The following is a 25,559-nucleotide window of genomic DNA, read 5'->3' on the forward strand; positions in this document are numbered from 1 at the left end:
TAAGATGAGTTTTAAATTAAAAGCGCAAACAGCCATCGACTTAGGGCTTTTAAACTTAGCTCGAGTCGCAGGTTATCAACTTGGTGTTCGAAGCGGACTCAACCCAGTTAAGCGCCTTTCTCAAGCCCCGAACTCGGGGCTTTTGTTCCACCCGACTACTTGCTCAAGACAATTGAAATGCATTAAGCCATATAAGCTAGCTCCATTTGGTTGGTTGCCACAATTGCCTGTAAAAGAACTCAGATGGGATAACAGTGTACTAACCGAACATCGCTTTTCAGATATGAGTAAGCCTTGGTTCAACCTATCTGATTTTGATTCAAATGTTGGTGATATTAAAGGCATTTGGGAGTCCTCAAGATTTGATTGGGCTTTGGGTTTAGCTCGAGATTATCTTTCTGGTAGTGAGTCAGCTTTAGATGAACTCAACGCTACCGCAAAAAGTTGGATGGAGCAGAACGCTCCTTATCTCGGCCCTAACTGGAAGTGCGGGCAAGAAGCGTCAATACGCGTTATGCACTTAGCGTTTTCTGCTAAACTGCTTAATCAAGTTCGTAAAACTGAACCTACACTTTTGGTGCTAATAAAAGCGCATCTTCAACGAATAGCACCGACGATCTCCTACGCGGTTGCGCAAGATAATAACCATGGCACATCTGAGGCTGCAGCCTTGTTTATTGGTGGCAGTTGGTTGGTTATTAATAGCGATAAAAGTGGGAATCGCTGGCAAAAGTTGGGGAGGAAATGGTTAGAAAACCGAGCCAAGCACCTGATTGCTAAAGATGGAACCTTTAGTCAGTATTCGGTGAACTATCACAGGGTAATGCTAGACACTTACTCAATGGCTGAGCTTTGGCGTCGAGAACTAGATCTTCCCCCATTTTCAAAAGAGCTGACAAAAAGGGTAAGTCTGGCAACTCAGTGGCTTTATCAGCTAATCGACACATCAACAGGTGATGCGCCTAATTTAGGTCATAACGATGGTGCTCGTTTATTGCAGCTAACGGATACTGACTATCGAGATTTTCGTCCATCTGTTCAGCTTGCTTCTGTCTTGTTCCTTCAAACATCTGCATGGCAGGAAGATGGGGAATATGATGAACCGCTTGCATTGTTGCAGTTACAAAAACCGCAAAAAAACTTACAAACACCAGCATCGTTTCATTTTGAGCATGGTGGCTATATCGGTCTAAGAAATCAATCGGGAACATTTGCTTTATTTAACTATCCCAAGTTTCGATTTAGACCCGCTCAAAATGATGCGCTCCATGTGGATCTGTGGCGTGACGGGGTCAATCTGTTACGTGATGGTGGCACGTTCAGCTACAACGCAGGTCAAGGCTATATCGACTACTACGGTGGTACACAAAGTCATAATACCATCCAATTTGACGAGCACGAGCAAATGCCAAGGCTTAGCCGCTTTTTGCTGGGCGGTTGGTTAAAAGCAAAGAACGTCAACTTTGACGAGCGTCAGCTTAATGGACAAGCGGGTTATCGAGATTATCTGGGATGTGAGCATCACAGAGAAGTATCTCTTTCGGAAACGTCTTTGAGGGTAACAGACAAAGTACAAGGCATTAAAAATAAAGCTGTTCTTCGTTGGCGGCTAACTCCTGACGATTGGCAAGTTCAGGGACAAAAAGTGACCAATGGAAATCACAGTATCTTGATCAATAGTGATGTAAAGATTGATCGCCTAGAGATCGTAGAAGGCAGAGAATCTCGTTATTACTACCAAGAAAGCTCTATCCCAGTTCTTGAGGTGGAGATTTCGTCAGATGGCAAAATTACAACAGAGTATCAATTTCACTCATGAATATTCTTTATTTTCATCAACACTTTTCTACACCGAAAGGTTCAACAGGGATCCGTTCCTATGAAATGGCTAAGCGCCTAATTCATCATGGACATCATGTGACTATGGTCTGTGGCACTTATGGTGGTGGAGAGACGGGTTTAGATTCGACCTTTGTTTCGGGAAAGCGTGAAGGTATCGTCGATGGCATTCGAATCATTGAGTTTGATTTGGCTTACTCAAACTCAGATGGTTTTATTAAACGCAGTATGACGTTTATTAAGTTTGCCTTAAAAAGTATTGGCCTTGCCTTTACTGAAAAATACGATGTGTTGTTTGCAACCACAACACCTCTGACAGCGGGCATTCCGGGTATCTTTGCTCGTTGGTTACGCGGCAAGCCATTTGTTTTTGAAGTGAGAGATTTATGGCCAGAACTGCCCAAAGAAATGGGGGTAATTAAAAACCCAGTCATTCTTAGTTTGATGTCGTTTTTAGAGTGGGCGTCTTACCGAAGTGCGCATCGTTGTATTGGCTTATCTCCGGGCATTGTTGAAGGCATTAAAAAGCGTGGCGTGGACGAAAGTAAAATAGCCATGGTGCCAAATGGTTGTGATTTGTCTATCTTTAGTCAACCAAGTGAGCCTTGGCGCCCAGAAGGCGTGAAAGAAACAGATCTGATGGCTATTTTTACTGGAACTCATGGAATGGCAAATGGCCTTGATGCGGTTTTAAATACGGCAGTGGAGCTACAGAAACGTGGTCGAAAGGACATTAAGCTAGCTTTAGTCGGGCAAGGAAAGTTAAAACCCGAACTGGAGAGCAGGGCGAAAGAGCTCGAATTGAACAATGTGGTGTTTCACCCTCCAGTAAATAAGCAGAAGTTATCTGGTTTGATGGCAAGTGCAGATGTTGGTATGCAAGTACTGGCGAATATACCTGCTTTTTATTATGGCACATCGCCTAATAAGTTCTTCGATTATATCTCTGCGGGCCTACCTGTGATTAATAACTACCCGGGTTGGTTAGCCGGAATGATTGAGCAAACGCAATGCGGATTCGCGGTTCAACCAGACGACCCAATTGCTTTCGCTGATGCCTTAGAAAAAGCTGCCAATCAAAAAGAAGCCCTTACCTTGATGGGGGCCAATGCACGTCAGCTTGCAGAGAGCCAGTTTGACCGCGCGCTATTGGCTGATAAATGGGTTGATTGGGTGACTGGCGTTAATACAGAAGAGGGTAATGCGACAGATCGCCATGCATCAGAGGTGAAAGATGAAAAGACTGTTTGATTTTCTCGCGTCTCTTATCGCGCTTATTTTATTATCTCCTATCATTGTATTAGTCGCTTGGAAGATTCGTAAAAATCTAGGTTCACCGGTTCTATTTCGTCAAACGCGTCCGGGCTTAAACGGTAAACCTTTTGAAATGGTGAAGTTTCGCACCATGAAAGATGCGGTGGATCAACAAGGGAATCCGCTACCGGACTCTGAGCGTATGACTCCCTTTGGCGATAAGTTAAGAAACAGCAGCTTAGATGAGCTTCCAGAACTTTGGAACGTGCTGAAAGGGGAAATGAGCTTAGTTGGGCCTCGTCCGTTGCTCATGCAGTACCTACCGCTTTACAGCAAAGAACAAGCAAGGCGCCATGATGTTCGTCCTGGCGTAACGGGCTGGGCTCAAATCAATGGCCGAAATGCGATTAGCTGGGAAGAAAAGTTTGCCTTAGATGTTTGGTACGTAGATAACAAAACATTGTGGCTAGATATTAAGATTCTTTTCATGACGGTAAAAAAGGTCTTCGTAAAGGAGGGCATATCTGCAGACGGCCACGTGACCATCGAGCCATTTACAGGCTCAGAAGAGCAAGGTAGTCGCCAATCATGAAAAGTTGCGCCATTTTAGGAGCCAGTGGACATGGCAAGGTGGTCGCAGAAATTGCAGAGCTAAACGGTTATCAACATATCACATTTTTTGATGACCGCTGGCCCAGTTTAACCTCTGTAGAGCTTTGGGACGTCTCTGGTGATACTGCTGTACTTTTGGCAACGGCAAGCGAATATGATGTGGTCGTGGTTGCCATAGGCCATAACGCGACGCGCTGTGCGAAACAACGTGAGTTGAGTGCCGCAGGAGCGAACTTCAATGTGCTCGCTCATCCAAGTGCAGTAATCAGTAAATACGCCAACATCAAAGCAGGAACAGTGGTGATGGCAAATGCAGTCGTCAACCCATTTAGCCATATTGGGGCGAGCTGTATCATTAACACAAGCTCTGTCGTAGAACATGATTGTAGGCTGGCTGAAGGCGTTCACATTAGTCCTAATGCAAGCTTAGCTGGCGGCGTAGAAGTTGGCGAAAACGCTTGGATAGGGATCGGTAGCCAAGTGAAACAACTTATCGTCGTTGGTCGTGATGCTGTTATTGGCGCAGGTTCGACGGTAATTAACCACATACCAGACTTTCAAACTGTAGTGGGCTCTCCTGCTCATACGCTTATCAAATCAGAAAAATAACACTTATTAGGTGACATTGTGCTTAATACCCCATTTTCTCCATGGCCTTCTTTTACTCAAGAAGAGGCCGATGCAGTGAGCCGTGTGCTACTGTCAAACAAAGTAAACTACTGGACAGGTAACGAGTGTCGCGAGTTCGAAAAAGAGTTCGCGGCATGGACTGGTTGCGAGTACGCGATTGCGCTTGGCAATGGCACGCTTGCACTTGATGTGGCATTGAAAGCTTTGGGCGTTGGTGAGGGGGATGAGGTGATTACCACCCCAAGAACGTTCCTTGCTTCTGCTTCGTCAATTGTGACTTCCGGTGCTGCACCCGTTTTTGCTGATGTGGATCTAAACAGCCAAGCGATTACGGCGGAATCGATACAAGCGGTACTCACGCCAAAAACCAAAGCGGTAATTGTGGTGCATCTTGCAGGTATGCCAGCAGAGATGGATGCCATTATGGCGCTATCTGAGCAGCATGGTTTTTACGTGATTGAAGATTGTGCTCAAGCGCACGGTGCGAAGTACAAAGGCCGTAGTGTCGGTACTATTGGCCACATTGGCGCGTGGTCTTTCTGCCAAGACAAGATCATGACGACAGGCGGCGAAGGCGGCATGGTGACAACCAATGATAAAGCATTGTGGTCAACTATGTGGTCGTACAAAGATCACGGTAAAAGCTTTGATGCGATTTACAATCGCGAGCATCCACCGGGCTTTCGTTGGTTACACGAATCTTTCGGCACTAACTGGCGTATGACAGAGCTGCAAGCGGTAATTGGTCGTATCCAACTTACTCGCATGCCAGAATGGACTGCGCAGCGCCAAACGAACGCGGAAAAAATCGATGAAGCGGTTGCAGACCTTAGCGTGGTTCGCCGAGTTCAAGTGCCGGAATACAGCGAGCATGCCGAGTACAAACACTATCTGTTTGTAGAGCCTCAGAAGCTTGCAGAAGGGTGGACACGAGATCGCATCGTAGAAGCCATTGTGGAGCGCGGTGTGCCAGCATACCAAGGCAGTTGTTCAGAGGTGTACCTAGAGAAGGCGTTTGACAATACGCCTTGGAGGCCAGTCGAAGCTCTTCATAATGCCAAGCAACTGGGTGGAACGAGTTTGATGTTCTTGGTCCATCCAACTTTATCTTCTGAAGAGGTTGAAAAATCAGCTAGAGTTATACGTGAAGTATTACTCGAAGCTCAAAAATAACAATGGCTCTGTGTTTTTTGGAGCAGAACAACTTTAATGGAAGATTATGGCTAGGCTTGAATACATTTGGAATTTGCCGCGTTTCAGCAAGCGGCTGATCAGCATACTTATTGATAGTATCTTTATTGTTACTTCATTTTATATCGCTTACTGGACTCGGTTAGGAACAATCACGGCCGCTCAAGACCAGTTAACCTATTATGTGTTAGCGGGAACGACGATTGTTTCTATCATTGCTTTCACTCGCTTAGGGCTTTACAGAGCGGTACTACGCTACTTAACGTTCCATGCTTTGGCTGTGGTTGGGGTGTGCAGTGTTATTTCAGCGCTGTCAGTTGCTGTCTTCTCATTTTATCTAGATGCCCCAATTCCTCGCTCTGTTCCGATTATATATGGCGCTTTTCTTTGCTTACTTTGTGGCGGCGCTCGAATGATCATTCGCTCTTTGGTTGCACAGGCGAATAACAAGAGCAAGAAGAAAGTACTGATATATGGAGCTGGTTCAGCAGGTCGTCAGCTCGCATTAGCGTTGCGCTCATCAGAGTCACACCACGTTGTTGGTTTTATTGATCAGGATAAAACTATTGTGGGTACCATGATTATGGGGCTCAATGTTTACGATGCCCTCATCACAGACAATATCGTGGAAAAGTATAATGTTGGCCAAGTTTTGCTCGCGATTCCAAGCGCATCAAGAGCTAAACGCAAGCAAATACTCGGTTCTTTGATGCATTTATCTGCAGAAGTATTAACCATTCCGAATATGGAAGATATCGTTGAAGGACGAGCTAAAATTGATGAGCTTAAAGATGTTGAAGTAGAAGACCTTCTTGGTCGAGATCCTGTGTCACCGCAACAGTCGTTAATGGAAGCAAACATTAAGGGTAAAGTTGTAATGGTGACAGGCGCTGGAGGATCGATAGGTTCAGAGCTCTGCCGACAAATTATTAGGCAGAAACCTAAAGCCCTTGTTCTGTTTGAGTTGTCTGAGTTTGGCTTGTACAAAATAGACAGAGAGCTAAATAACCTAATGGAAAGGGAGGGCCTATCTCTACAGGTGATTCCATTGCTTGGCTCTGTTCAAAGAATCAATCGCTTAGCGACAACCATGAAAAGCTTCAATGTACAAACCGTTTACCACGCTGCAGCCTATAAACATGTCCCACTTGTTGAGTACAATGTGGTTGAAGGGGTCCGTAATAATGTTTTCGGTACTTATTATGCGGCGAAAGCTGCGATTGAAGCGAAAGTTGAGTCGTTTGTGTTGATTTCAACCGACAAAGCTGTGCGTCCAACGAATGTTATGGGTACAACTAAGCGTGTATCAGAGCTTGGCCTTCAGGCTTTAGCAATGCAACAAAACGCGTTAGAGAATGGTACTCGCTTTTGTATGGTGCGTTTCGGTAATGTGTTGGGTTCCTCTGGTTCGGTCATCCCTTTATTCAAAAAGCAAATTGCTGCGGGTGGTCCAGTTACTGTTACACATGAGGATATTATTCGCTACTTTATGACCATTCCTGAAGCCGCTCAATTGGTCATTCAAGCGGGAGCCATGGGCAAAGGTGGTGATGTCTTTGTCCTTGATATGGGAGAGCCAGTACGAATCGCTGATCTTGCGCGAAATCTTATTCAGCTTTCTGGCTTGGAGGTCAAAGATAGTGATAATCCGTATGGTGATATTGCTATAGAGTTTTCTGGCCTAAGACCTGGTGAAAAGCTGTATGAAGAGCTGCTTATCGGTGATAACGTACAAGAAACCGCACACCCTAGAATCATGACCGCGCAAGAAACCTATCTGCCGATTGATGACTATTTAGAGCTATTAGAAAAGCTCGACCACGCTTGTCACAATTTCAATCATGAAGAAATTAGGCGGTTACTCCTTGAGGCGCCGACGGACTTTAACCCATCGGATGAAATAGGGGATTTGGTCTGGAAGCAGTTAAGTGAAAATCAGTCAGGTCAAATGGTGGAGCTCAATGCAGAGTTGAAAGCATTGGTTCATTAAGTTGATTAGAGCGAGCCGAAAGGGCTCGCTTTCTTGTATCAGGGCTGAGCTCTCAAAGAAATCTCCCCGCCAATAAAACTCTCAACCCCATTATTCGTTTCTAATAGCACGGCACCTTGCTCGTTGATGCCACGGCAAATACCAGTGATTTCACGGGGGCCCATAATAAGCTTGATTGGGCGATCTAAGAAATTGTCTAGGCGATTCCAGCGTGTTACGAAACCTTGCATCCCTTTGATCTCATAGTCAGTGAGGGCTTGGTGTAACGTGTTAATCAGCGTTAGCGCGAGCTCGTTTCGGTCAAGTGTCTCCGTGTTCGCAACATCCTTGAGGCTAGCCCATGGCTGGGTGATGCCTTCGGTTTTTTCAGACATCTTCAGGTTCATGCCCATACCGATCACCAAGTTAGCTGCCGCCCCCGCTTGGCCCGACATTTCTACCAAAATTCCAGCTAGCTTCTTGTCTTGGTAATAGAGGTCATTCGGCCATTTGAGTTTCACCCCCTCTAGGCCAAGTTTTTCCAGCGCCTCGACTATCGCTACCCCGACAACCAAACTAAGTCCCATAGCCGCCGCCATTCCGGCATCTAGCCGCCAGTACATCGACATATATAAGTTAGCACCGAAAGGGGATACCCACTCGCGACCGCGACGTCCTCTCCCTTTGGCTTGGTACTCTGCAAGGCAAACCGCTCCTGACTGCAAGCTGTCTGCCCTATCTAAGAGATACTGATTGGTAGAGTCAATGACGGGGATAAGCTGGACCAAATCACCAAACTGCGCTTGCAGTGTCCGTTCATCTAACAGTTGCATGGGCTCGGCGAGTTGATAGCCTTTTCCCTGCACTCGATAAACGTCTACTCCCCACGCTTGAATGCCTTTAATGTGTTTACTGATTGCTGCGCGAGACACGCCAAGCATAGTGCCGAGTTCTTCGCCTGAATGAAATCCGCCTTGAGCAAGTGCGCGTAATATGGCCAGTTTGATGGAATGTTCTTTCATGTCAGGCCTCTATGATCTTGTGTAAGTACGTTTCGCTGGTGCGATCCATAAAGCGAACTTCATGCTCTAGTTCGACGTCAAATTTGGCTGACACACAGGCGCGTACCTTTTCTGCAAGGTTGACGACGTCGGTGGCGCTTGCTGAATCTCGGTTGACTAACACAAGCGCTTGGTTGGGGTGGACTTGTGCTCCGCCGACCTTGGTGCCTTTTAAGTGGCATTGATCTATCAACCAACCGGCCGCGAGTTTCATACCGCTTTCTGCTGGGTAGGCGACGAGATTAGGGAATCGAAGTTTAAGCGCTGAGTATTGCTCATGCGATACGATAGGGTTCTTGAAGAAGCTACCAGCATTACCCGTTACTGCTGGGTCAGGCAGCTTTTCCATCCGTACCTGACAAACGGTCGAGTAAATCTGTTGAGCTGTCACAGCCTCTGCATCAAATTGCTGCAACGGGCCATAGCTGATATTTGGCTGCCAATCTTTAGCGAGTTTGAGGCCAACAGCAATAATGATCGCTTTTTGATAAAGCTGATGCTTGAAAATCGAGTCTCGATAGCCAAATTGACATTGCTCAGCCGTCATTCGATGTACCTTAAATGTCTCTAAGCAAAGAATATCGACATATTCACAGATGTCTTTCAGCTCAACGCCATAGGCGCCAATATTTTGGATAGGAGCACTGCCCGCGCATCCTGGAATCAGTGCTAGGTTTTCCAACCCATTGTAGCCTTGCCCGACCGACCATTCGACCAGTGCTGGCCAATCTTCGCCGGCGTTTACGTGCAAGTGCCAGTGATGCTCGCTTTCGTTGACCTTCTTGCCCATCAAGCGATTCACCACTACAACACCATGAAACGGCTGAGTGAAAAGCATATTGCTGCCTTTTCCAAGCATCAGTTTCGGTAGGTCTTGCCATGCAGGCGTTTGATACGCCTCGATGATATCCTCGATAGAGTGGGCTTCGACCAAATAGTCACAGGTCTGAGAGATAGAAAAAGTATGGTACGCCGAGAGATCGGCTTGAGTCTGAATTTGCATCACTATTATCGAGTCAACTAAACTGCGGACATTCTACCTTAAAAACGGATTAGGCGATAATGAGCAGCTTAACCATCGATGTGTTAGACCCGATAAAACTGCCACTCGTGGCGAGGCTATACAAGCAGTATTACCCTTCTGGCAAAGCAAAGAAAGATGAACTGACAATAGTGGGGTATTGGGAGCAGCAACTTGCTTCTGTTGTTCGCTTTCGTTCCATTGAGCAGTATCGCTTACTGACGGGGATGCTGGTGGTGCCAGACCAAAGAGAGAAAGGGCTTGGTCATCAACTGATGGCTTATTGTCAAGACAAGGTGCTCACAGACCTTGATTACTGCTTTGCTTACCAGCATTTGGAATCGTTCTACGCGCAGCATGGGTTTGTTATGGTCGAGGAAAGCGCATTACCCAATGCGCTTAGACAGCTCTTTATTCGTTACTCAGCCAGTGGCAAAAAATTGGTGGCGATGCATTATCAAACGTCATGAATAAGGCTTTGATGTTTATCAATGCAGGCTAATTTGCCAAAGGGTGTTTCATGATGCTGTGAGCTAAGGACAATTCTTACTCAGTCAAGGTACAATCTGGGGCGGCAAATCTAGGTATTTTCTACCATATTTTGCTAATATCGCTCTCCACTTTAAGTAAAGGTATTACATCCAACATGATGACCAATAGGAATATATTCGAAAAACTGCCCACTCTGGCGCAAGATCCGGCTCAGTTTGAGACGCTCTACGCGGCGAGAGACTTTAGAACTCGTCTTATTGAGGCGATTCAAAAGGCAAGTAAGCGAATCTACCTTGTCGCGCTCTATCTTGAGGATGACGAAGCTGGCCGAGAAATCTTAACGGAGCTTTATGAAGCGAAACAGCGCAACCCTGGCTTGGATATTGCGGTGTGTGTCGACTGGCACCGAGCTCAGCGTGGATTGATTGGTGCGGCGCCTGGTGAAACCAATGCCTCTATGTATAAAGCCTTCGCCGATAAGTACCCGCATAACGTGCCTGTTTATGGTGTTCCTGTTCGTGGTAGAGAGGTGTTTGGTGTGCTTCACCTAAAAGGGTTTATCATCGATGACCAAGTTATCTACAGCGGCGCTAGCTTAAATAACATTTACTTAAACTACAAAGAACGTTACCGCTTCGACCGTTACCACGTGCTAGGCAATAAAGCGCTGGCTGACAGCATGGTCGATTTAGTGCAGAAAGAGATGATCGCGCATCCTGCGGTCAATGATCTTGCTTGTCCCACCAAGCCAGAGACGAAAGAGATCAAAGCGCAAATTCGTCAGCTTCGTGGTTCTTTAGCGAAGGCGAGCTACCAATTTACACCTGAGTCGGTTTCTGCTGATCAGGTTGCAGTGACACCTATCGTGGGTGTCGGGAAAAAGCGCAATAAACTCAATCAAGGCATTAACCAATTGCTCGCCTTGGCAAAGGATGAGATCTTCATTTGTACGCCATACTTTAACTTTCCGCGTAGTGTCGCCAAAGAAGTCAAAAAAGCGATTAGGCGCGGTGTGAAGGTGACGATTGTCGTCGGTGATAAAACCGCTAATGACTTTTATATTGCCCCAGACCAAGAGTTTAAAACCATCGGTGGTTTGCCGTACTTGTACGAGCGTAACTTGCGTCAGTTTGCAAAAGCGAACGAGGCCAATATTGCTAGCCGCAAACTCTCTATCCACCTTTGGAAGCATGATGAAAACAGCTACCACTTGAAAGGCATTTGGGTAGATAAGCGTTATATGCTGATTACTGGTAATAACCTAAACCCGCGTGCGTGGAAGCTAGATCTAGAAAACGCGATTCTAATTCAAGATAACTACCATCATTTAACCGAGCAGTTTGAGCAAGAGATGGCGAACATTCTTCAACATACGCATTTGATCTGCACGTATAAGCAGTTGGAGAAGTTTGAGAATTACCCAGAACCCGTGCAAAAGCTGATGCGTAAGATTACGCGTGTAAAAGCCGACCGAGTGTTAAAGCAGATTCTTTAGTGAAGAACACTATAGGATGTCAGTAGATAAAGTAAGGGCAGCGTGTTAGCGCTGCCCTTTTTGTTTAAGGTGCAATGAATGCTTGGCTAAATACCATGTTGTCCTGGTGAGTCAATGCAGCTTGACGCTGACTGTTCTCTTGCTGACTCCGGATGATAGAAATCGTGTCCACATCTGATGTGGTTTGATAACCATTGTTTTCGACAGCCTCGGCATTGAAATTCGATGAGATAAACGTTAGTTCAACGTCTTGATCGTCTCTAGTTTCAAAGAGATATACTTCCTTTTTATTAAGAGCGGCATTCGCCCAAACAGCGTCGATGTTACTATCTTCAAAGGCCATCAATGGTTGGTTTAAGTTTGGTTTCCCGTAAATCGTTTGATGAATCTTATTTCCATTATTCTCTACGGCATATAGTGTCGAGCGCTGCAAATCCATTGTCGTTGGAGCGGCACTATCATAGCCATTTAAACAAAACGAGGTTACAGATAACCCACAGTTTGACACTAAACTAAGAGAGGAGGTTGGTGTCGGCATATTAAGATCTGTGAGGCTATTTAACTCATTGATGCCGTTGTCAGGATTTTCTATGTGTTTGGTGTACTCTGTATTCCACGCTTTATGCGTCGCCTTAATATGCACATAGTAGTCTTCGGATAGCTCAGCCGCATAGCTATAGGTACCATCGGTGAGAGGGAGTGATTGCCACAGAATCGCCCCGGTGTTTTGACGGTATATGTTGAGTTTCGCAGAGTTCAGGGTTGTATCTGTACCATCTAGTGTATACCAAGGGGTGGTATGATTTGTTACGTCTACTAAATCAACAGGATTGTTACTGTCTTGTGTCGCTGAAGCTGCGATAAAACGGTACTGCATCAAATCTTTATCACTGCAACCACTCGTTGAGCGACAAAGTCGAGCCGCTAATACTTCTTTATTGGTTACACTATTGTAAGCAATATTATTCGGCGAAGTGCTTTCTTGATCGTCAGTTGTAGATCGGAAGACGAAGAAGCCATTGCCATCTCCCTCATCATCAATATAACCATTGTAATCTGTTGTGGATGGTTTAATTTCTGTATTGCATGAGACTCGGCTATCCCAGTCGTTAAAGGTATTGACGGTAAAGCGGGTTGGGATAAAGTCTTTTTCGATGGTTAGTATGTCGTATATACCACCTCGAGAAGTCGACACGATGCTGATGTAGTCTCCGTCTTGCACCAAGCTTTGGTTGATGTTTATCGTTCCACTTGTCGGTTGATAAGAGCTTTTCCAAGTGCCATTTGACGAGTGGACGTGAAGCTTGATGTTCGCTCCTTGTGCTTTTTGAGCTATGTACGACTTAGTATTGCCATTATTCGTTCCGTATATAGCGCAATTTCCTTCTGTTCCGAAAGTGACAGATTTTAACGCAACGAAGTCAATGGTGTACTTAGGTGTAGAAGGTGTTGAACCGCCACCACTGCTTCCACCGCTTCCGCCACCACAGCCAACCATTAGGGCTGGTAAGGTCAGTAATAGAGCATTCTTTGCTGCTTTCATCGTCAATTTTTTGTCCTAAGTCATTCTAGTCTGTTAACTTTCTAGCAATAAATGTGCCTTGAACGCTCGGTCTTCGGGTGTTGTAGAAGCTCATCACACTTCACTTAGCCTCTAGAGCTAAAAAGGGCTGATGTTCTCACATCAGCCCTTAAGCTAGCTCACAATATCGCTATTCAACGCTACTAGGTCTTTGGCCCCATTGCGATCTCGCATCAGTCTTATCAAATAAGTAGTACTGCTTGCGAAGCATTTGGCCACCATCACGAGTGATCGGTTCCCAAGCAATTTGTGCTCGACTCGTGCTCGGCTTGATGGTCATGATGTCCATTGGAATCGAGACGTAAAAGCCTTTGTTGTAACTGCCTTCACCATATTCTTCCGCTGTTAAATCGGTAAAGGTGGCGTACGCACCAACAATAACTCCTGACTTAAACTGTTTCGAAAAGTCGATGCGAGCTCCCATATCACCACCAAGGAATTTACCCGCGCTAACTTTCAACAAGGTGCTGTCTAAGAATTGCCACTGCGGCATATAGTAGCCAGTTACGTGACCAGTTGTACCTTGGCTCAATACATAGGCTTGGCATTGCGGGATAGGGTCGTTACATGCGGCTTCATCGTAAAAGAAGTAGTCTTCGCTAAAAGTACCAAACCAGGAATCAGGATCTCGCTGGCTTACTAAGTTAGCATCCGCACCGATTGCCCAATTGGCGTTAAGTGGTCGATAGAGTACTTCACCACCAACTCCAGCAAACATCGATTCCAAGTAGCCGCCATACATTTGGGTGTAAATCGACTTGGTTGGTTGCTCAAACCAAGTGAGTTGCAATCTGTTCAAACGGATTGGGTTGTCATGCACATAGGCTCGGAACATAGTACGCACACGAGGCGTAGCATAGTTGCGCACGTGCGGTGAGTACTCAACATAGTTAAACTTGTCGTAGTTGTCGGTTAAGTTGAAATAAACAGAGCCAGCTAACTCGAGGTTATCCGTAAGCCAAAAGTTAGACTTCGCGTTAAGGCCGATGCTGTACAAGTAAAAATCTTCTGGTGCACCAATGCTTTGTTTGAGCACAGGATCGATGCCGTAATCCCATCGTTGCTTAGTTGAAGCGAGTGTATCTGTTGCGGTTTCATCAGTAGGTTCAGATGTAGAAAAACTATTTTCAACGTTTGCATTGATTGCCATATGATTGGCTGCTTCGAGGTACTGCCTACGATCGATGGTTGTTTCTGTTAGAGCCATTCCATCCTGGGTTTCGATGACTTTAAATGTCTTGATTGTATCATCGCTGCTGTTGGACAAAATGGCTGCGGCGCGATCCAACGCTTCGTTTCTGTCACGGTATTTTCTCTGTTCACCCTTTACAGTAAGCGTATCGCCCTCTTTCGTCAGAGTATTTTGCTTGTATCCTGCGTTGCGCTCGATTTGCTTAGCAACGATCTGCCAATCAGTGTCGGCTTCTGTTGGTCTGAGTTGAGCCTGTGGTTTTGGCTCATCACGCCAAATGGCTTTCATCTCATTGAAATTGGTGTCGATGTTAAAGCCCAGTGTCAGAGTATCCCCACGTTGATAGCTGAGCTTCGCATCTGCCCAATCGGTTAAGCGGTAGTTCAATCCAAAGTTCCAAGGAGTATGCTGAGTCATCGATTTGGCACCAACTCTTACAGGATAGTCTTGGCTGTAATCGTTACCTTCATACTCAACTTTTAGGCGCAAGGGCTCAAAAGGGGTTTGATACTCAATTCCACCAAACAAAGAGGCTGGACCCTTGAACCACCTTTCGAAGTCCACACTCCCTCCTTTGCCTTTTGTTTCCGTTGGCCTCGTGCAATACTTCTCACTGGCCTTACAAAATGGATTGCTTAAAGTTCCGCTTTGACCTAAATATCCCCAACCTATGCCCAAAGTAAAGTCTAAGTTGTTAAAGCGCTTTGTCGCGGCGATAAACTCACCATCAAACAACCCTGTACCACCAAAGTCGCGAACCCCGATAGAGGTTTCAGGAAGCCAATAGCTTTCTTCAAGCAAGCGAATTTTAAAATCAATACCTTTATCAGTATTAATGTTATCGCCGCTATAGTCTGGATTCGGGTTGTACAATGTGTCTGGAATGCGAGTGTAGCGGATGGTGGTTTCCAACCAGCTCATTAATTGTAGGGATACGGTATAGTAGTAGTAATCGTCATTGAAGCTCGCCCCCATATTGAATTCGCCTTCAGCTGCCATCCGAGCGGTTGGCGTTTGCATAAGGCCTGTGCCGCCGAAGTCAGTTTGCGAGACTTTCCAAGTCGCATCACTTGCAAAAGTCGGTACAGAAAGAAGAGTCAGCGTGGAGAGGATTAAAGTGGGTTTGTTGTTTTTCATTTTGCACTTCTTCTCATTGTTATTAGCTGAACAATTTGCTGTTCAAGTTGCTGTACTTCTTTGTTGCTAGAATTGAAACCAATAAAAATAACACTGCCTGGAGTGAGTGATGTGTTTTGACTGTTCCAATAAGCATATCCGCTACGCACAAAGTTCCCATCAGGGTAAATAACCCACACGTAACTCGGATGAGCTTTTTTGAGTAGATTGAGTCGGCTAAGGTAACCAGAGAGCGATAATGACTCGTCAAACTCTACGTCTTGCGGTGTATACAAAGCACCTTCAAATGAGAGCGTCCGAGTTCGCTTAGGAGTAATCAACTCGTAATTGCCTTGAAGCATCGGGTTGTCGGCAGCATCGGTCCGTATTTGGTCAAAGTCGAGATCAATTTTTTCTCGATAAGCGACAGTCCAACTTTGAATCTGTTGTTTGAATACACCTGCTGCTTCTGCTGAAATGAGCTGTCTATCGGCTAGAGCTTGCAGTTTCTCAAGCACATCTTGTTTCTCTATATCGGCTTGAAATTGTTTGTCTAGATTAAATAATTGATTGGCAAGAGGGTAAACAGTCGGTTGTGTTGCCCCTTGCAGAGCAATGACATCAGTAAACACTTGCTCAATACGAACGGGGTGAGGGTACTCTAGGGCTAGCTGATCACCAGGGAGTGATATGCTTAGCTCTGTGGCATAAACTGTAGCCGGAATAAGTAGACAGCCAAGCAACACTCTACCCAGTATAGATTTGACACACTTGTTCAATAATCGATTCATAGTAATTACTCAACGTAAGGCTTTAATACTTCAAACTCAACTTCTAAAAGGTGAGGGATTAACTGTTGATGGCTTTTTACTACGTTACCTCGCTCATCAATCCAGTAATTGTTTTCCATCACTTGTTGGCTGTGATTGAAGGTGACAACTTCTTTAATATGACGGGTCTGTTTTTCCCACAATAGGGACTTCGTCACCCCTGTACCAACAGGGTAGCTTTCTACTTGAGCACGCTGAGAAAAATGGTAATTCGGTTGCCAATCATATTCTGCTTGCCAAGCTATTGTGTCGCTTGTCGGTACAGCAAGTTGGGTAGAAGAAGAGAGTCCAACAAGATTGGCACCAGGAAGGCGATTGGTTTTGACAATACGGCCGTTTTCTGTAGTGATCATTGCTTTGTCGCTAGAAAACCATTTTAGCTGGGTATTACCCGTCACAGGGTTTGTTTCTGCGTAGGCAAGCACCATAAATAGCTGCGGCCCCTGATTAATGCGCACGTACATACTGGCATAAGGCAGATCTGCGACATGTTCTTGAGCATGGGTGAAATCGTCAAAGCCAAACAGAGCTTCATCAAGTGTCGAATTAACATCTTGAAACCGTTGGGAGCAACCTGATAACAAAAAAACAAATAGGATTAGGAGAGCACTACGAAGGTGAGTCATTTGTTCGTCCTGACAATGACAGAGGTGATTACAAAAAACTAAAAAAACACCCTTAGTGTAGCTAAGGGTGTTTGGAGATTTACACTACAGATTAGTTAGTGCCGTCAGTACCATCAGTACCATCGTTGTCTGATGAAGCCACAGCAACAACGCCAACGCCTACAGCAGCTGCAACAGTAACCGCTGCTGTTGTTGCAGCTGCGCCGCCCGCAGCACCAGCTGCAGCAGCACCGCCTGCAGCACCACCACCAGCACCGCCTGCACCCGCAGCACCAACTTCAGCGCCTGTATTTGCGAAGGCACCAGCAGACATGCCAAGTGCGACTAACATTGCTAGAGCAATATTCTTCATAAAATTATCCTTGTAAATTTACAGTTTTAACATCGATGTTGGAGGAATTTTAATCACTCCGTTGCTTATTCTATGCGACATCAGGCAAAGTGTAAAATAGTTAACAACTTGTTTTACATACCAGCAGGCTATCGCAGCTATGTTTAGCTATCACTCTTATAAGCATAGTTGTAGTAACCGTAGCCATAAGAGCTAGACGCCTTTTTCTCGACAGCGTTCAAGATCACGCCTCTCACTTCGATACCCGCTTTTTCAAATCGGTCGCGTGCAACATCGATCTCTTTGACCGTGTTTTGGCCAAATCGCGCAACCATCAATGTCGTGCCAGCAAGTGCGCCAACAATACTCGGGTCAGTCACTGCAAGTACTGGTGGGGTATCGACAATAACTAGGTCATACTCGCTGCTCGCCCAATCTAATAGCTCTTTGAAACGTCGATGCATTAGCAGTTCAGATGGGTTCGGCGGGACTTGCCCGCGAGCAATGATATCCAGATTTTCTATGGAAGTAGTCTTTATTGATTGTGCGGTATCGATTTTGCCGCTAAGTAGATCCGACAAGCCATTGTCCCACTTTAAACCAAAAGGTTTCTGCAGGTAGCCTTTACGCATATCCGCATCAATCAATAGTACGCGTTGACCGGTTTTGGCAGCGACTGCGGCAAAGTTAGTTGAAACAAAAGACTTACCAATACCAGGAGCAGGGCCGGAAATCATTAACACATTATTGTCTGCTTCCATCATGGCAAAGTGCAAACTAGTACGCAGACCACGTAGGGCTTCTACAGAAAGATCGGCAGGGTTAGCTTCGGCGAGCAGTGCCATTTGACCGTCTCGGTGTTTCTTCTTCACCTTACTAAAGAGGCTCTCTTGCATCTCTGAACGTGGCACACTTGCATACACCGATAGGCCAATCTGTTCGATTTCATCTGGATTCTCAACTCCACGATGAAACGCTGCTTTTACCAATACAAAGGCAACGCTCAACATACCGCCCAATAGAGTAGCAAGTACTGCAATCAATGGCTTCTTAGGCTTAACTGGAACCATGTAAGTTTGAGCGGAATCGAGGATGCGTACGTTCCCCACAGTACCAGCTTTGATAATGCTCAGCTCTTGAACCTTGTTGAGTAGTTGGATGTAAATCTGTTGGTTTACTTCCACATCACGTGTCATACGAAGAATTTCGCGCTGAGTCTTAGGTAGTTTTTGTACTTGTTGATTGAGGCGCTCTTTTTCATTAAGTAGTGTTTGACGTTTGTCTAGCAGTGAACGGTACGCAGGGTGATCTTTGGTAAAGCGCTGGCTAATATCGCTTTCTTTAAAGGTCAACTCATTTAACTGCGCTTCAAGTTCCACCATTACTTTCAGTGTCGATTGCGCTTCAAGACCTAAATCTACCGACTCGTTCTCTTGACGATATTGATTAAGGATATCTTCTGAAGAGGTTAAGTTCGTTTTTATTTCCGGCAAATGTTGTTTTAAAAACGTTAAGCTTTTTTCTGCTTCAGCAGAGTTACGCTCAACATTTTGCAAGAAATAGGTTTGGCTAATATGGTTCAGAATGTCGCTGATTAATGTGCGGTCTTCACCTTCAAAGCTAAGGTTTAAAATACCCGTTTGCTTACCGCGCTCGCTAATAGAAAGATTGCGCTTTAACCATTCAATCGCTTCTAAACGAGAGCGCTTGGCAATCCCAAATTCAAATCCAGTGCTTGATTGAAGATCCGTAACAAACAGAGTGTAGTCTTCGTTTTGTGCGAGTTTACCTGCTGTACCTTCAAGAACCACGCGCTCATCTTCACGCACCAGTTGATACTGTTTTTTCTCTGCATCAAGAACGATGAGTTTGTGCTCCATCCCCAGTGCGTAGTCAGGTAGTTCATAGCGGCTAATGGTGATCCGATTGAGATCTCCACTTAGACGAGCAATGCCTTTACCCACAAGCGGTAAGTATGATGGTGAGGCAACGGTCGTAAGATTAAACTTGTCAACCGTATCACCTAGGATCATGCGGGATTTAATAATTTCAATTTCGGTAGTCGCGGAAGATTCTTGTGAAAAGAGTTCCCCCATATCGCCGACCATAGCGGAGATACCACCAGAACTCTTTTGCTCTATCTGAATCAAAGCATCCGCTTTGTAAATTGGAGCTGAAAGCAGAGCAATGGCTACCCCAGCAACGGCAAAAATGGCTGTCACAACGATAATTAGCCACTTCGCGTCCAATAAAATTCCAAGCAATTTCCCTAGATCGATTTCATCAGAGGAATTATCGGTTGTTTGTCGAGATTGTTGTGTTGTCATAATGTATTAAGGTTCTTTAATTCCTGGCAACGTGGAGTTAGAGCTTTTTAGCCCATGCCTCTGCAGATTTTTCAATAAGTTGGTAAGCGTGTTCAAAGGCTTCTCGACTTTGACGGAAAGGGTCGGGTATGTCCTGTTGCCCAATCCATTGGCCGAATAGCATGGTTTTTCCCCGAGCTTCTGGTGCTATTGAGGTCAAGGCTTCCATATGTCCTTTTTCCATAACCAAAATCAGGTCGTATTGGGCGCACAGTGAAGAGGTAAGTTGTTGAGCTTGGTGCCCAGTTAAGTCAACGCCATTTTCTGCGGCAAGCTCCGTTGCCATATTGTCAGCAGACTTACCGACAAGCCCACTCTTTTCGGCGGCGATACCGGCAGAAGCAATGTGCTTTTCAGGAAGTAATTTTTGTAAAACTCGCTCACCAGTTGGAGAGCGACAAATGTTGCCTACACAGACGACGAGAATTTTATTAAACATATCTTCATTTCCCAGCAAGAGTTTAGCTTGCCGGGAGCTCCATTTAATTCAACTGGATATTACGGCCAAGTCTTGATACGTAATGCACCTTCGGTAAGCTCGTTAAAGCCAGTGATTGTTGGCATTAATTGACTGATCACGCGATTCCAACGGGTAAGTGGCGCAGCGGTAACGTAGACAATATCGTAAGGCTTAAGATCAAACTCTGTACCAATCACTAGTGCGGACGCATCTTTGATATTCAGTTGGAAAATATCAGCAAGGTGTTCGGATTTGTCACCTGCTGTGCGAATTACAAATACGCCTGTTGCGTCCGCTGATAGCTCATTAATACCACCCACATTGCTGAGCGCCTCGGTGAGACTCATACCAGCGCGATCCATTTTCAACAGTTTAGGATCATTCACTTCACCCATAACAAACACTTTTTGATTGTCGTCACGAGGTACGTGGATGATGTCGCCAGATTGCAATAGGCGATTTTGCTTTAGGTCACCACGCTGCATAAGAGCATAAAGTGAAAGAGACTCTTCAACCCCGTTACGCGTAAGCGTGACATTGCGCCAATCTGCATCTTCTGCGAGTCCACCTGCGCGATTGATGGCATCCAATAGCGTGAGGGGAATGTTAGTGATCGCTTGCTGACCCGGTTTGGATATTGCGCCAGTAATGTAAGTCTTTTGTGAGCGGAATGCGGCAACATTGACGTCAACCTGAGGGCTTTCTAAGTACTTAGCTAAACGTTGGGCAATGTCACTGCGGATTTCACGCACTGTTTTGCCTTGTACTTCTACAGTACCAATGTACGGATAAAATATGGTGCCATCAGCGTGCACCCAGTTACCAGCTTCAGAAGCACTGCGATATGAACCTGCAGGAATTGTAAGTTCTGGGTGATCCCATACAGTAACATTCAATATATCGCCAGGGCCAACTCGATACTCGTAGTTGGCGATCATTTGATCTAATTCAGGGTTGGCTTGGGAAACAAAGCTGCGCTCTTTAGGCAGCGTGCTAACGGTCTGAGCAGTCAGTGGATAGAGGTTAACTTGTTCAGAAACCGTGGATTCTTGATTGGTTTCTGTTTCGACGATGTTTTTATTGTCTGTCGAGAGATGTGAGCCTGGAGTTGTACATCCTGCCAATAACGCTGGGATTACCATCGCAAGCAAAAGCTTTTTTTTAAATTCCATGTTTGCTAAGTCATTAAATTAATTATGTATTACAACCTTCATGTCGTAATAGAAGAGTTTAAATAAAAAGCACATGCCAAACTTCAATATTCTGTAAACAATTGTTGTCTAGAAGTGTTTGCGGCGATTGTACTATGCATACGGTTAATTACCTAATTATCCATACATTCAGTGCTGCTGCAATTGTGAACGGATAAATAGTGGGAGAAAGATTCCGGATTTGAGTGAGTACGCATAGAGAAGTATCAGTATGAAGGCCTACTTTAGTGAAAGCAGCCCCTTCTCTTTGAACTTTTGTCTCATTATTAAGATGCGAGGTGAAGTGACTGGGCGTTTGCCTGTTATCGACTATTATTATTGTATCTTGTTGATAGAAGCGTCAACACCAAGGAGGCAGTATGAGTTCACCACTAGTAAACCAAACTCTCCCATCGTTTGATGAGTTAGTTGAGTTGGCGCAGCAAAACCCAGAAGCATTTCGCCAATTTAAGCAGGATATGTGTGAAGAGCTGATTTTGTCTGCGTCCGACGCCATGCAGGATCGGCTTTGGGCCCAGCAAAGCCATATCGATAGGGTTGTGAACCATTGCAAAAACCCTAATCAGGCAAACGTTCTTCTAATGAGAGAACTTGTTTCCCAAATGATCAAGTTCCAAGATGTGATTGAGCAAGACGGCTACGATGAACCAAAATCAGATGCCGAAGTCATTCCATTTGATTCTTGGCGATAAGCCTAATTCGCTTTGCCGTTGATGGATAGGATTAGGCGTTAAGCTTTGCCAGCAACGCCTTCACTTCGCAGATTGCTACGCTAGTTTGCTCTTCCTTTGCTCCTTTCTGACTTCTTTCTTATCTGAGCTTGATCACAAAAAATCTCTCCTGCGCCCTTGGGTTTATTAAAACCGTCCCACATATAGATATCACAAGGCTTTCAAAGCCGCTTATCAAATCAAACATAGACATTTCAGGAGAGACGACCGATGAACATTCGTCCATTACACGACCGAGTTATCGTAGAACGCCAAGAAGTTGAATCTAAATCAGCGGGCGGCATTGTTTTGACTGGTTCAGCTGCAGAGAAATCAACTCGCGGCGTAGTTCTAGCTGTAGGCAAAGGCCGCATTCTAGAAAACGGCACAGTGCTGCCATTGGACGTTAAAGTTGGCGACATGGTTATCTTCGCTGAAGGCTACGGCACTAAGACTGAAAAAATCGACGGTAAAGAAGTGCTAGTGATGTCTGAAAACGACATCATGGCGATCGTTGAGTAATAGCAATCATTGAGTAATTTTTTGCTCAGATTCAACTGCTAATCAAAACTAAGAATTTAGAAAGGAAACTAAAGATGGCTGCTAAAGACGTTAAATTTGGTAACGACGCACGTATTAAAATGCTAGAAGGTGTAAACGTTCTAGCGGACGCAGTAAAAGTAACGTTAGGCCCTAAAGGTCGTAACGTAGTTTTAGACAAATCTTTCGGTGCACCAACGATCACTAAAGATGGTGTTTCTGTAGCGCGTGAAATCGAACTTGAAGACAAGTTCCAAAACATGGGCGCGCAAATGGTAAAAGAAGTCGCCTCTCAAGCAAATGACGCGGCGGGTGACGGTACAACAACGGCAACCGTACTAGCGCAAGCTATCGTCAACGAAGGCCTAAAAGCAGTCGCTGCGGGCATGAACCCAATGGATCTAAAGCGCGGCATCGACAAAGCAGTAGTTGCTGCGGTTGAAGAGCTAAAAGCGCTATCAGTTCCATGTGCTGATACTAAAGCGATCGCACAGGTGGGTACTATCTCTGCGAACTCTGACGCAACAGTAGGTAACATTATCGCTGAAGCGATGGAAAAAGTAGGTCGTGATGGCGTTATCACTGTTGAAGAAGGTCAGGCTCTACAAGATGAGCTAGACGTCGTTGAAGGTATGCAGTTTGATCGCGGTTACCTTTCTCCTTACTTCATCAACAACCAAGAAGCAGGTTCTGTTGACCTAGAAAGCCCATTCATCCTTCTTATCGATAAGAAAGTGTCGAACATCCGTGAGCTTCTGCCAACGTTAGAAGCAGTAGCGAAAGCATCTCGTCCACTTCTAATCATTGCTGAAGATGTAGAAGGTGAAGCACTAGCAACTTTAGTTGTGAACAACATGCGTGGCATCGTGAAAGTAGCGGCTGTTAAAGCGCCTGGTTTTGGTGATCGTCGTAAAGCAATGCTACAAGACATCGCTATTCTAACTGGCGGTACAGTGATTTCTGAAGAAGTTGGTCTTGAGCTAGAGAAGGTTGTACTAGAAGACCTAGGTCAAGCGAAGCGCGTGACTATCACCAAAGAAAACTCAACCATCATCGATGGCGCGGGTGAAGAAGCAATGATCCAAGGTCGTGTTGGTCAAATCCGTCAGCAAATCGAAGAAGCAACGTCAGATTACGACAAAGAGAAACTACAAGAGCGCGTAGCTAAGCTAGCTGGTGGTGTTGCAGTAATCAAAGTTGGCGCAGCAACTGAAGTTGAAATGAAAGAGAAGAAAGACCGCGTCGAAGATGCACTTCACGCAACTCGCGCAGCGGTTGAAGAGGGTGTGGTTGCTGGTGGTGGTGTCGCACTGATTCGCGCAGCATCTAAAGTGGCTAACCTTGAAGGTGACAACGAAGAGCAAAATGTGGGGATCCGTGTTGCGCTACGTGCAATGGAAGCGCCAATTCGTCAAATCACTAAGAACGCAGGTGATGAAGAGTCTGTTGTTGCTAACAACGTACGTGCTGGCGAAGGTAACTACGGTTACAACGCAGCTACGGGTGAATACGGTGACATGATCGAGATGGGCATTCTGGATCCAACTAAAGTAACTCGCTCTGCACTTCAATTTGCTGCATCAGTAGCGGGTCTTATGATCACAACAGAAGCGATGGTGACTGACCTACCAGCTAAAGACGCGCCTGCAATGCCTGATATGGGTGGCATGGGCGGTATGGGTGGCATGGGCGGCATGATGTAATCATCACCAGCTACTTATAGCGAACTGTATAGCGGAGGCATTTGTCTCCGCTTTTTTGTTTCTGTTAGCCTAATCTGTTGTGAGGGTAGCGTTGGTGCTATCATAACGGCATCGCAGGCTAGTTTGATTAAATTAACGGGGTAAGCAATGAAAATTGCCGTCGCGGGTACGGGCTATGTTGGCCTGTCCAATGCAATGTTGTTGGCGCAAAACCATCAAGTGGTGGCGTTAGATGTTGTAGAGAAGAAAGTTGAGTTATTGAACAACAAAGTCTCGCCAATTGTTGATGTAGAGATAGAGGACTTTATTACCAACCGGTCGCTAAACTTTGTTGCGACCACGGATAAGCAACTCGCCTATCAAGATGCTCGTTTTGTGGTGATTGCGACACCGACTGATTACGATCCGGTGACAAACTACTTCAATACTTCGTCAGTGGAATCTGTGATTAAAGATGTCATTTTGATCAACCCTGATGCAGTGATGATCATTAAGTCAACCGTTCCAGTTGGTTATACCGAACGTATTAAACAAGAATTTGGCTGTGACAATCTGATTTTCTCTCCGGAATTTCTTCGCGAAGGCAAGGCGCTTTACGACAACTTACATCCATCACGTATTATCGTAGGCGAGCAAAGTGAGCGCGCACAAGAGTTTGCCGATCTGTTGGTTGAAGGGGCACAGAAGCAGGATATTGAAGTTCTGCTGACTAACTCAACTGAAGCTGAAGCAGTTAAGTTGTTCTCCAATACCTATCTTGCTATGCGAGTTGCTTACTTCAATGAACTGGACTCCTACGCTGAAGCGCATGGCTTGGATACCCGCCAAATCATCCAAGGGGTTGGTTTAGACCCGCGTATTGGCAACCATTATAATAACCCTTCATTTGGCTATGGTGGCTACTGTTTGCCGAAAGATACTAAGCAGCTACTTGCGAATTACCAAGAAGTTCCAAACAACATTATTGGCGCAATCGTTGACGCAAACCGAACGCGCAAAGATTTTGTGGCGGACTCAATCATAAAACGAGATCCAAAAGTTGTCGGCATATATCGCTTAATTATGAAAGCTGGGTCAGATAACTTCAGAGCCTCATCCATCCAAGGCATTATGAAGCGACTGAAAGCGAAAGGGATTACTGTTGTGGTTTATGAACCTGTGCTGGAAGAAGACGAGTTTTTCCACTCCAAGGTCATTCGCGACTTGGAAGCGTTTAAAGCGCAGTCGGATGTTATTGTTTCCAATCGCATGGCTGAAGAGTTGGCCGACGTGGCAGACAAAGTATACACCCGCGATTTGTTTGGTTCTGACTAGATAAACCCCTTAAC

The 25,559-nt window shown here is 45.4% G+C and carries 22 protein-coding genes; 12 read left to right on the forward strand and 10 right to left on the reverse strand.

What is annotated here, in order from left to right:
* The first annotated feature begins 4 nt into the window (after positions 1 to 4).
* Genes OH458_RS17535 through OH458_RS17560 form a run of 6 tightly spaced genes read left to right on the forward strand, consistent with a single transcriptional unit; the run spans position 5 to position 7,516 of the window.
* The gene (locus tag OH458_RS17535) at positions 5 to 1,819 is read left to right on the forward strand and encodes a heparinase II/III family protein (RefSeq protein ID WP_269979285.1); all 1,815 of its coding nucleotides are present in this window, start codon (positions 5 to 7) and stop codon (positions 1,817 to 1,819) included.
* Complete coding sequence (locus OH458_RS17540) at positions 1,816 to 3,090, forward strand: glycosyltransferase family 4 protein (protein ID WP_269979286.1); 1,275 nt, start codon at positions 1,816 to 1,818, stop codon at positions 3,088 to 3,090. The genes OH458_RS17535 and OH458_RS17540 overlap by 4 nt, the downstream gene beginning before the upstream one ends.
* Positions 3,074 to 3,685: a sugar transferase gene (locus tag OH458_RS17545; protein WP_269979287.1), complete on the forward strand. Its 612-nt coding sequence runs from the start codon at positions 3,074 to 3,076 to the stop codon at positions 3,683 to 3,685. Before OH458_RS17540 ends, OH458_RS17545 begins: the two co-directional genes overlap by 17 nt.
* Positions 3,682 to 4,314, forward strand: coding sequence for an acetyltransferase (locus OH458_RS17550; protein ID WP_269979288.1), 633 nt, complete (start codon positions 3,682 to 3,684; stop codon positions 4,312 to 4,314). The genes OH458_RS17545 and OH458_RS17550 overlap by 4 nt, the downstream gene beginning before the upstream one ends.
* An 18-nt stretch (positions 4,315 to 4,332) precedes the next feature.
* Positions 4,333 to 5,508, forward strand: coding sequence for a DegT/DnrJ/EryC1/StrS family aminotransferase (locus tag OH458_RS17555; RefSeq protein ID WP_269979289.1), 1,176 nt, complete (start codon positions 4,333 to 4,335; stop codon positions 5,506 to 5,508).
* Positions 5,509 to 5,554: 46 nt separating this feature from the next.
* Positions 5,555 to 7,516: a polysaccharide biosynthesis protein gene (locus OH458_RS17560; protein ID WP_269979290.1), complete on the forward strand. Its 1,962-nt coding sequence runs from the start codon at positions 5,555 to 5,557 to the stop codon at positions 7,514 to 7,516.
* Positions 7,517 to 7,554: 38 nt separating this feature from the next.
* On the opposite strand, the gene birA is transcribed toward OH458_RS17560, so the two are convergent.
* Positions 7,555 to 8,517: a bifunctional biotin--[acetyl-CoA-carboxylase] ligase/biotin operon repressor BirA gene (gene birA / locus OH458_RS17565; protein WP_269979291.1), complete on the reverse strand. Its 963-nt coding sequence runs from the start codon at positions 8,515 to 8,517 to the stop codon at positions 7,555 to 7,557.
* 1 nt (position 8,518) lies between these two features.
* Positions 8,519 to 9,559 (reverse strand): UDP-N-acetylmuramate dehydrogenase, encoded by a 1,041-nt coding sequence (gene murB / locus OH458_RS17570; RefSeq protein ID WP_269979292.1) that lies wholly within the window; start codon positions 9,557 to 9,559, stop codon positions 8,519 to 8,521.
* A 59-nt stretch (positions 9,560 to 9,618) separates the two neighbouring features.
* Here murB and OH458_RS17575 point away from each other — a divergent pair, with 59 nt between their 5' ends.
* Positions 9,619 to 10,047 (forward strand): GNAT family N-acetyltransferase, encoded by a 429-nt coding sequence (locus tag OH458_RS17575; protein WP_269979293.1) that lies wholly within the window; start codon positions 9,619 to 9,621, stop codon positions 10,045 to 10,047.
* Positions 10,048 to 10,223: 176 nt separating this feature from the next.
* The gene (pssA, locus tag OH458_RS17580; RefSeq protein ID WP_269979294.1) at positions 10,224 to 11,564 is read left to right on the forward strand and encodes a CDP-diacylglycerol--serine O-phosphatidyltransferase; all 1,341 of its coding nucleotides are present in this window, start codon (positions 10,224 to 10,226) and stop codon (positions 11,562 to 11,564) included.
* 64 nt (positions 11,565 to 11,628) lie between these two features.
* Here the strand turns inward: pssA and OH458_RS17585 are convergent, their stop codons facing one another.
* From OH458_RS17585 to OH458_RS17620, 8 genes are all read right to left on the reverse strand, one after another.
* Positions 11,629 to 13,107, reverse strand: coding sequence for a hypothetical protein (locus OH458_RS17585; RefSeq protein ID WP_269979295.1), 1,479 nt, complete (start codon positions 13,105 to 13,107; stop codon positions 11,629 to 11,631).
* 169 nt (positions 13,108 to 13,276) lie between these two features.
* Positions 13,277 to 15,475: a YjbH domain-containing protein gene (locus tag OH458_RS17590; RefSeq protein WP_269979296.1), complete on the reverse strand. Its 2,199-nt coding sequence runs from the start codon at positions 15,473 to 15,475 to the stop codon at positions 13,277 to 13,279.
* Positions 15,472 to 16,245 carry a capsule biosynthesis GfcC family protein gene (locus tag OH458_RS17595; RefSeq protein WP_269979297.1) on the reverse strand — a complete coding sequence of 258 codons (774 nt, stop codon included), beginning with the start codon at positions 16,243 to 16,245 and terminating at the stop codon, positions 15,472 to 15,474. Before OH458_RS17595 ends, OH458_RS17590 begins: the two co-directional genes overlap by 4 nt.
* Before the next feature lie 5 nt (positions 16,246 to 16,250).
* Complete coding sequence (locus OH458_RS17600; RefSeq protein ID WP_269979298.1) at positions 16,251 to 16,910, reverse strand: YjbF family lipoprotein; 660 nt, start codon at positions 16,908 to 16,910, stop codon at positions 16,251 to 16,253.
* A 91-nt stretch (positions 16,911 to 17,001) separates the two neighbouring features.
* Positions 17,002 to 17,262: a hypothetical protein gene (locus OH458_RS17605; RefSeq protein ID WP_269979299.1), complete on the reverse strand. Its 261-nt coding sequence runs from the start codon at positions 17,260 to 17,262 to the stop codon at positions 17,002 to 17,004.
* Between the two features lie 143 nt (positions 17,263 to 17,405).
* Positions 17,406 to 19,568, reverse strand: coding sequence for a polysaccharide biosynthesis tyrosine autokinase (locus OH458_RS17610; RefSeq protein WP_269979300.1), 2,163 nt, complete (start codon positions 19,566 to 19,568; stop codon positions 17,406 to 17,408).
* A 37-nt stretch (positions 19,569 to 19,605) separates the two neighbouring features.
* A complete protein-coding gene (locus tag OH458_RS17615; RefSeq protein WP_039627205.1) occupies positions 19,606 to 20,046 on the reverse strand; it encodes a low molecular weight protein-tyrosine-phosphatase in 441 nt (146 codons plus the stop codon).
* A gap of 59 nt (positions 20,047 to 20,105) precedes the next feature.
* Positions 20,106 to 21,239 (reverse strand): polysaccharide export protein, encoded by a 1,134-nt coding sequence (locus tag OH458_RS17620; RefSeq protein ID WP_269979301.1) that lies wholly within the window; start codon positions 21,237 to 21,239, stop codon positions 20,106 to 20,108.
* Positions 21,240 to 21,637: 398 nt separating this feature from the next.
* Here OH458_RS17620 and OH458_RS17625 point away from each other — a divergent pair, with 398 nt between their 5' ends.
* The 4 genes from OH458_RS17625 to OH458_RS17640 all read left to right on the forward strand — a co-directional run bounded on the left by OH458_RS17625 (position 21,638) and on the right by OH458_RS17640 (position 25,545).
* Entirely contained in the window at positions 21,638 to 21,970 is a 333-nt protein-coding gene (locus OH458_RS17625) for a DUF3135 domain-containing protein (protein WP_269979302.1), read from the forward strand.
* A gap of 249 nt (positions 21,971 to 22,219) precedes the next feature.
* Positions 22,220 to 22,510 carry a co-chaperone GroES gene (locus OH458_RS17630; protein ID WP_005471099.1) on the forward strand — a complete coding sequence of 97 codons (291 nt, stop codon included), beginning with the start codon at positions 22,220 to 22,222 and terminating at the stop codon, positions 22,508 to 22,510.
* Between the two features lie 74 nt (positions 22,511 to 22,584).
* Entirely contained in the window at positions 22,585 to 24,231 is a 1,647-nt protein-coding gene (groL, locus tag OH458_RS17635) for a chaperonin GroEL (RefSeq protein WP_269979303.1), read from the forward strand.
* Positions 24,232 to 24,378: 147 nt separating this feature from the next.
* Entirely contained in the window at positions 24,379 to 25,545 is a 1,167-nt protein-coding gene (locus OH458_RS17640; RefSeq protein WP_269979304.1) for a nucleotide sugar dehydrogenase, read from the forward strand.
* The last annotated feature ends 14 nt before the right edge of the window (positions 25,546 to 25,559 follow it).

The organism is Vibrio sp. MarTm2, assembly GCF_027587055.1.
Lineage (GTDB): Bacteria > Pseudomonadota > Gammaproteobacteria > Enterobacterales > Vibrionaceae > Vibrio > Vibrio sinaloensis_D.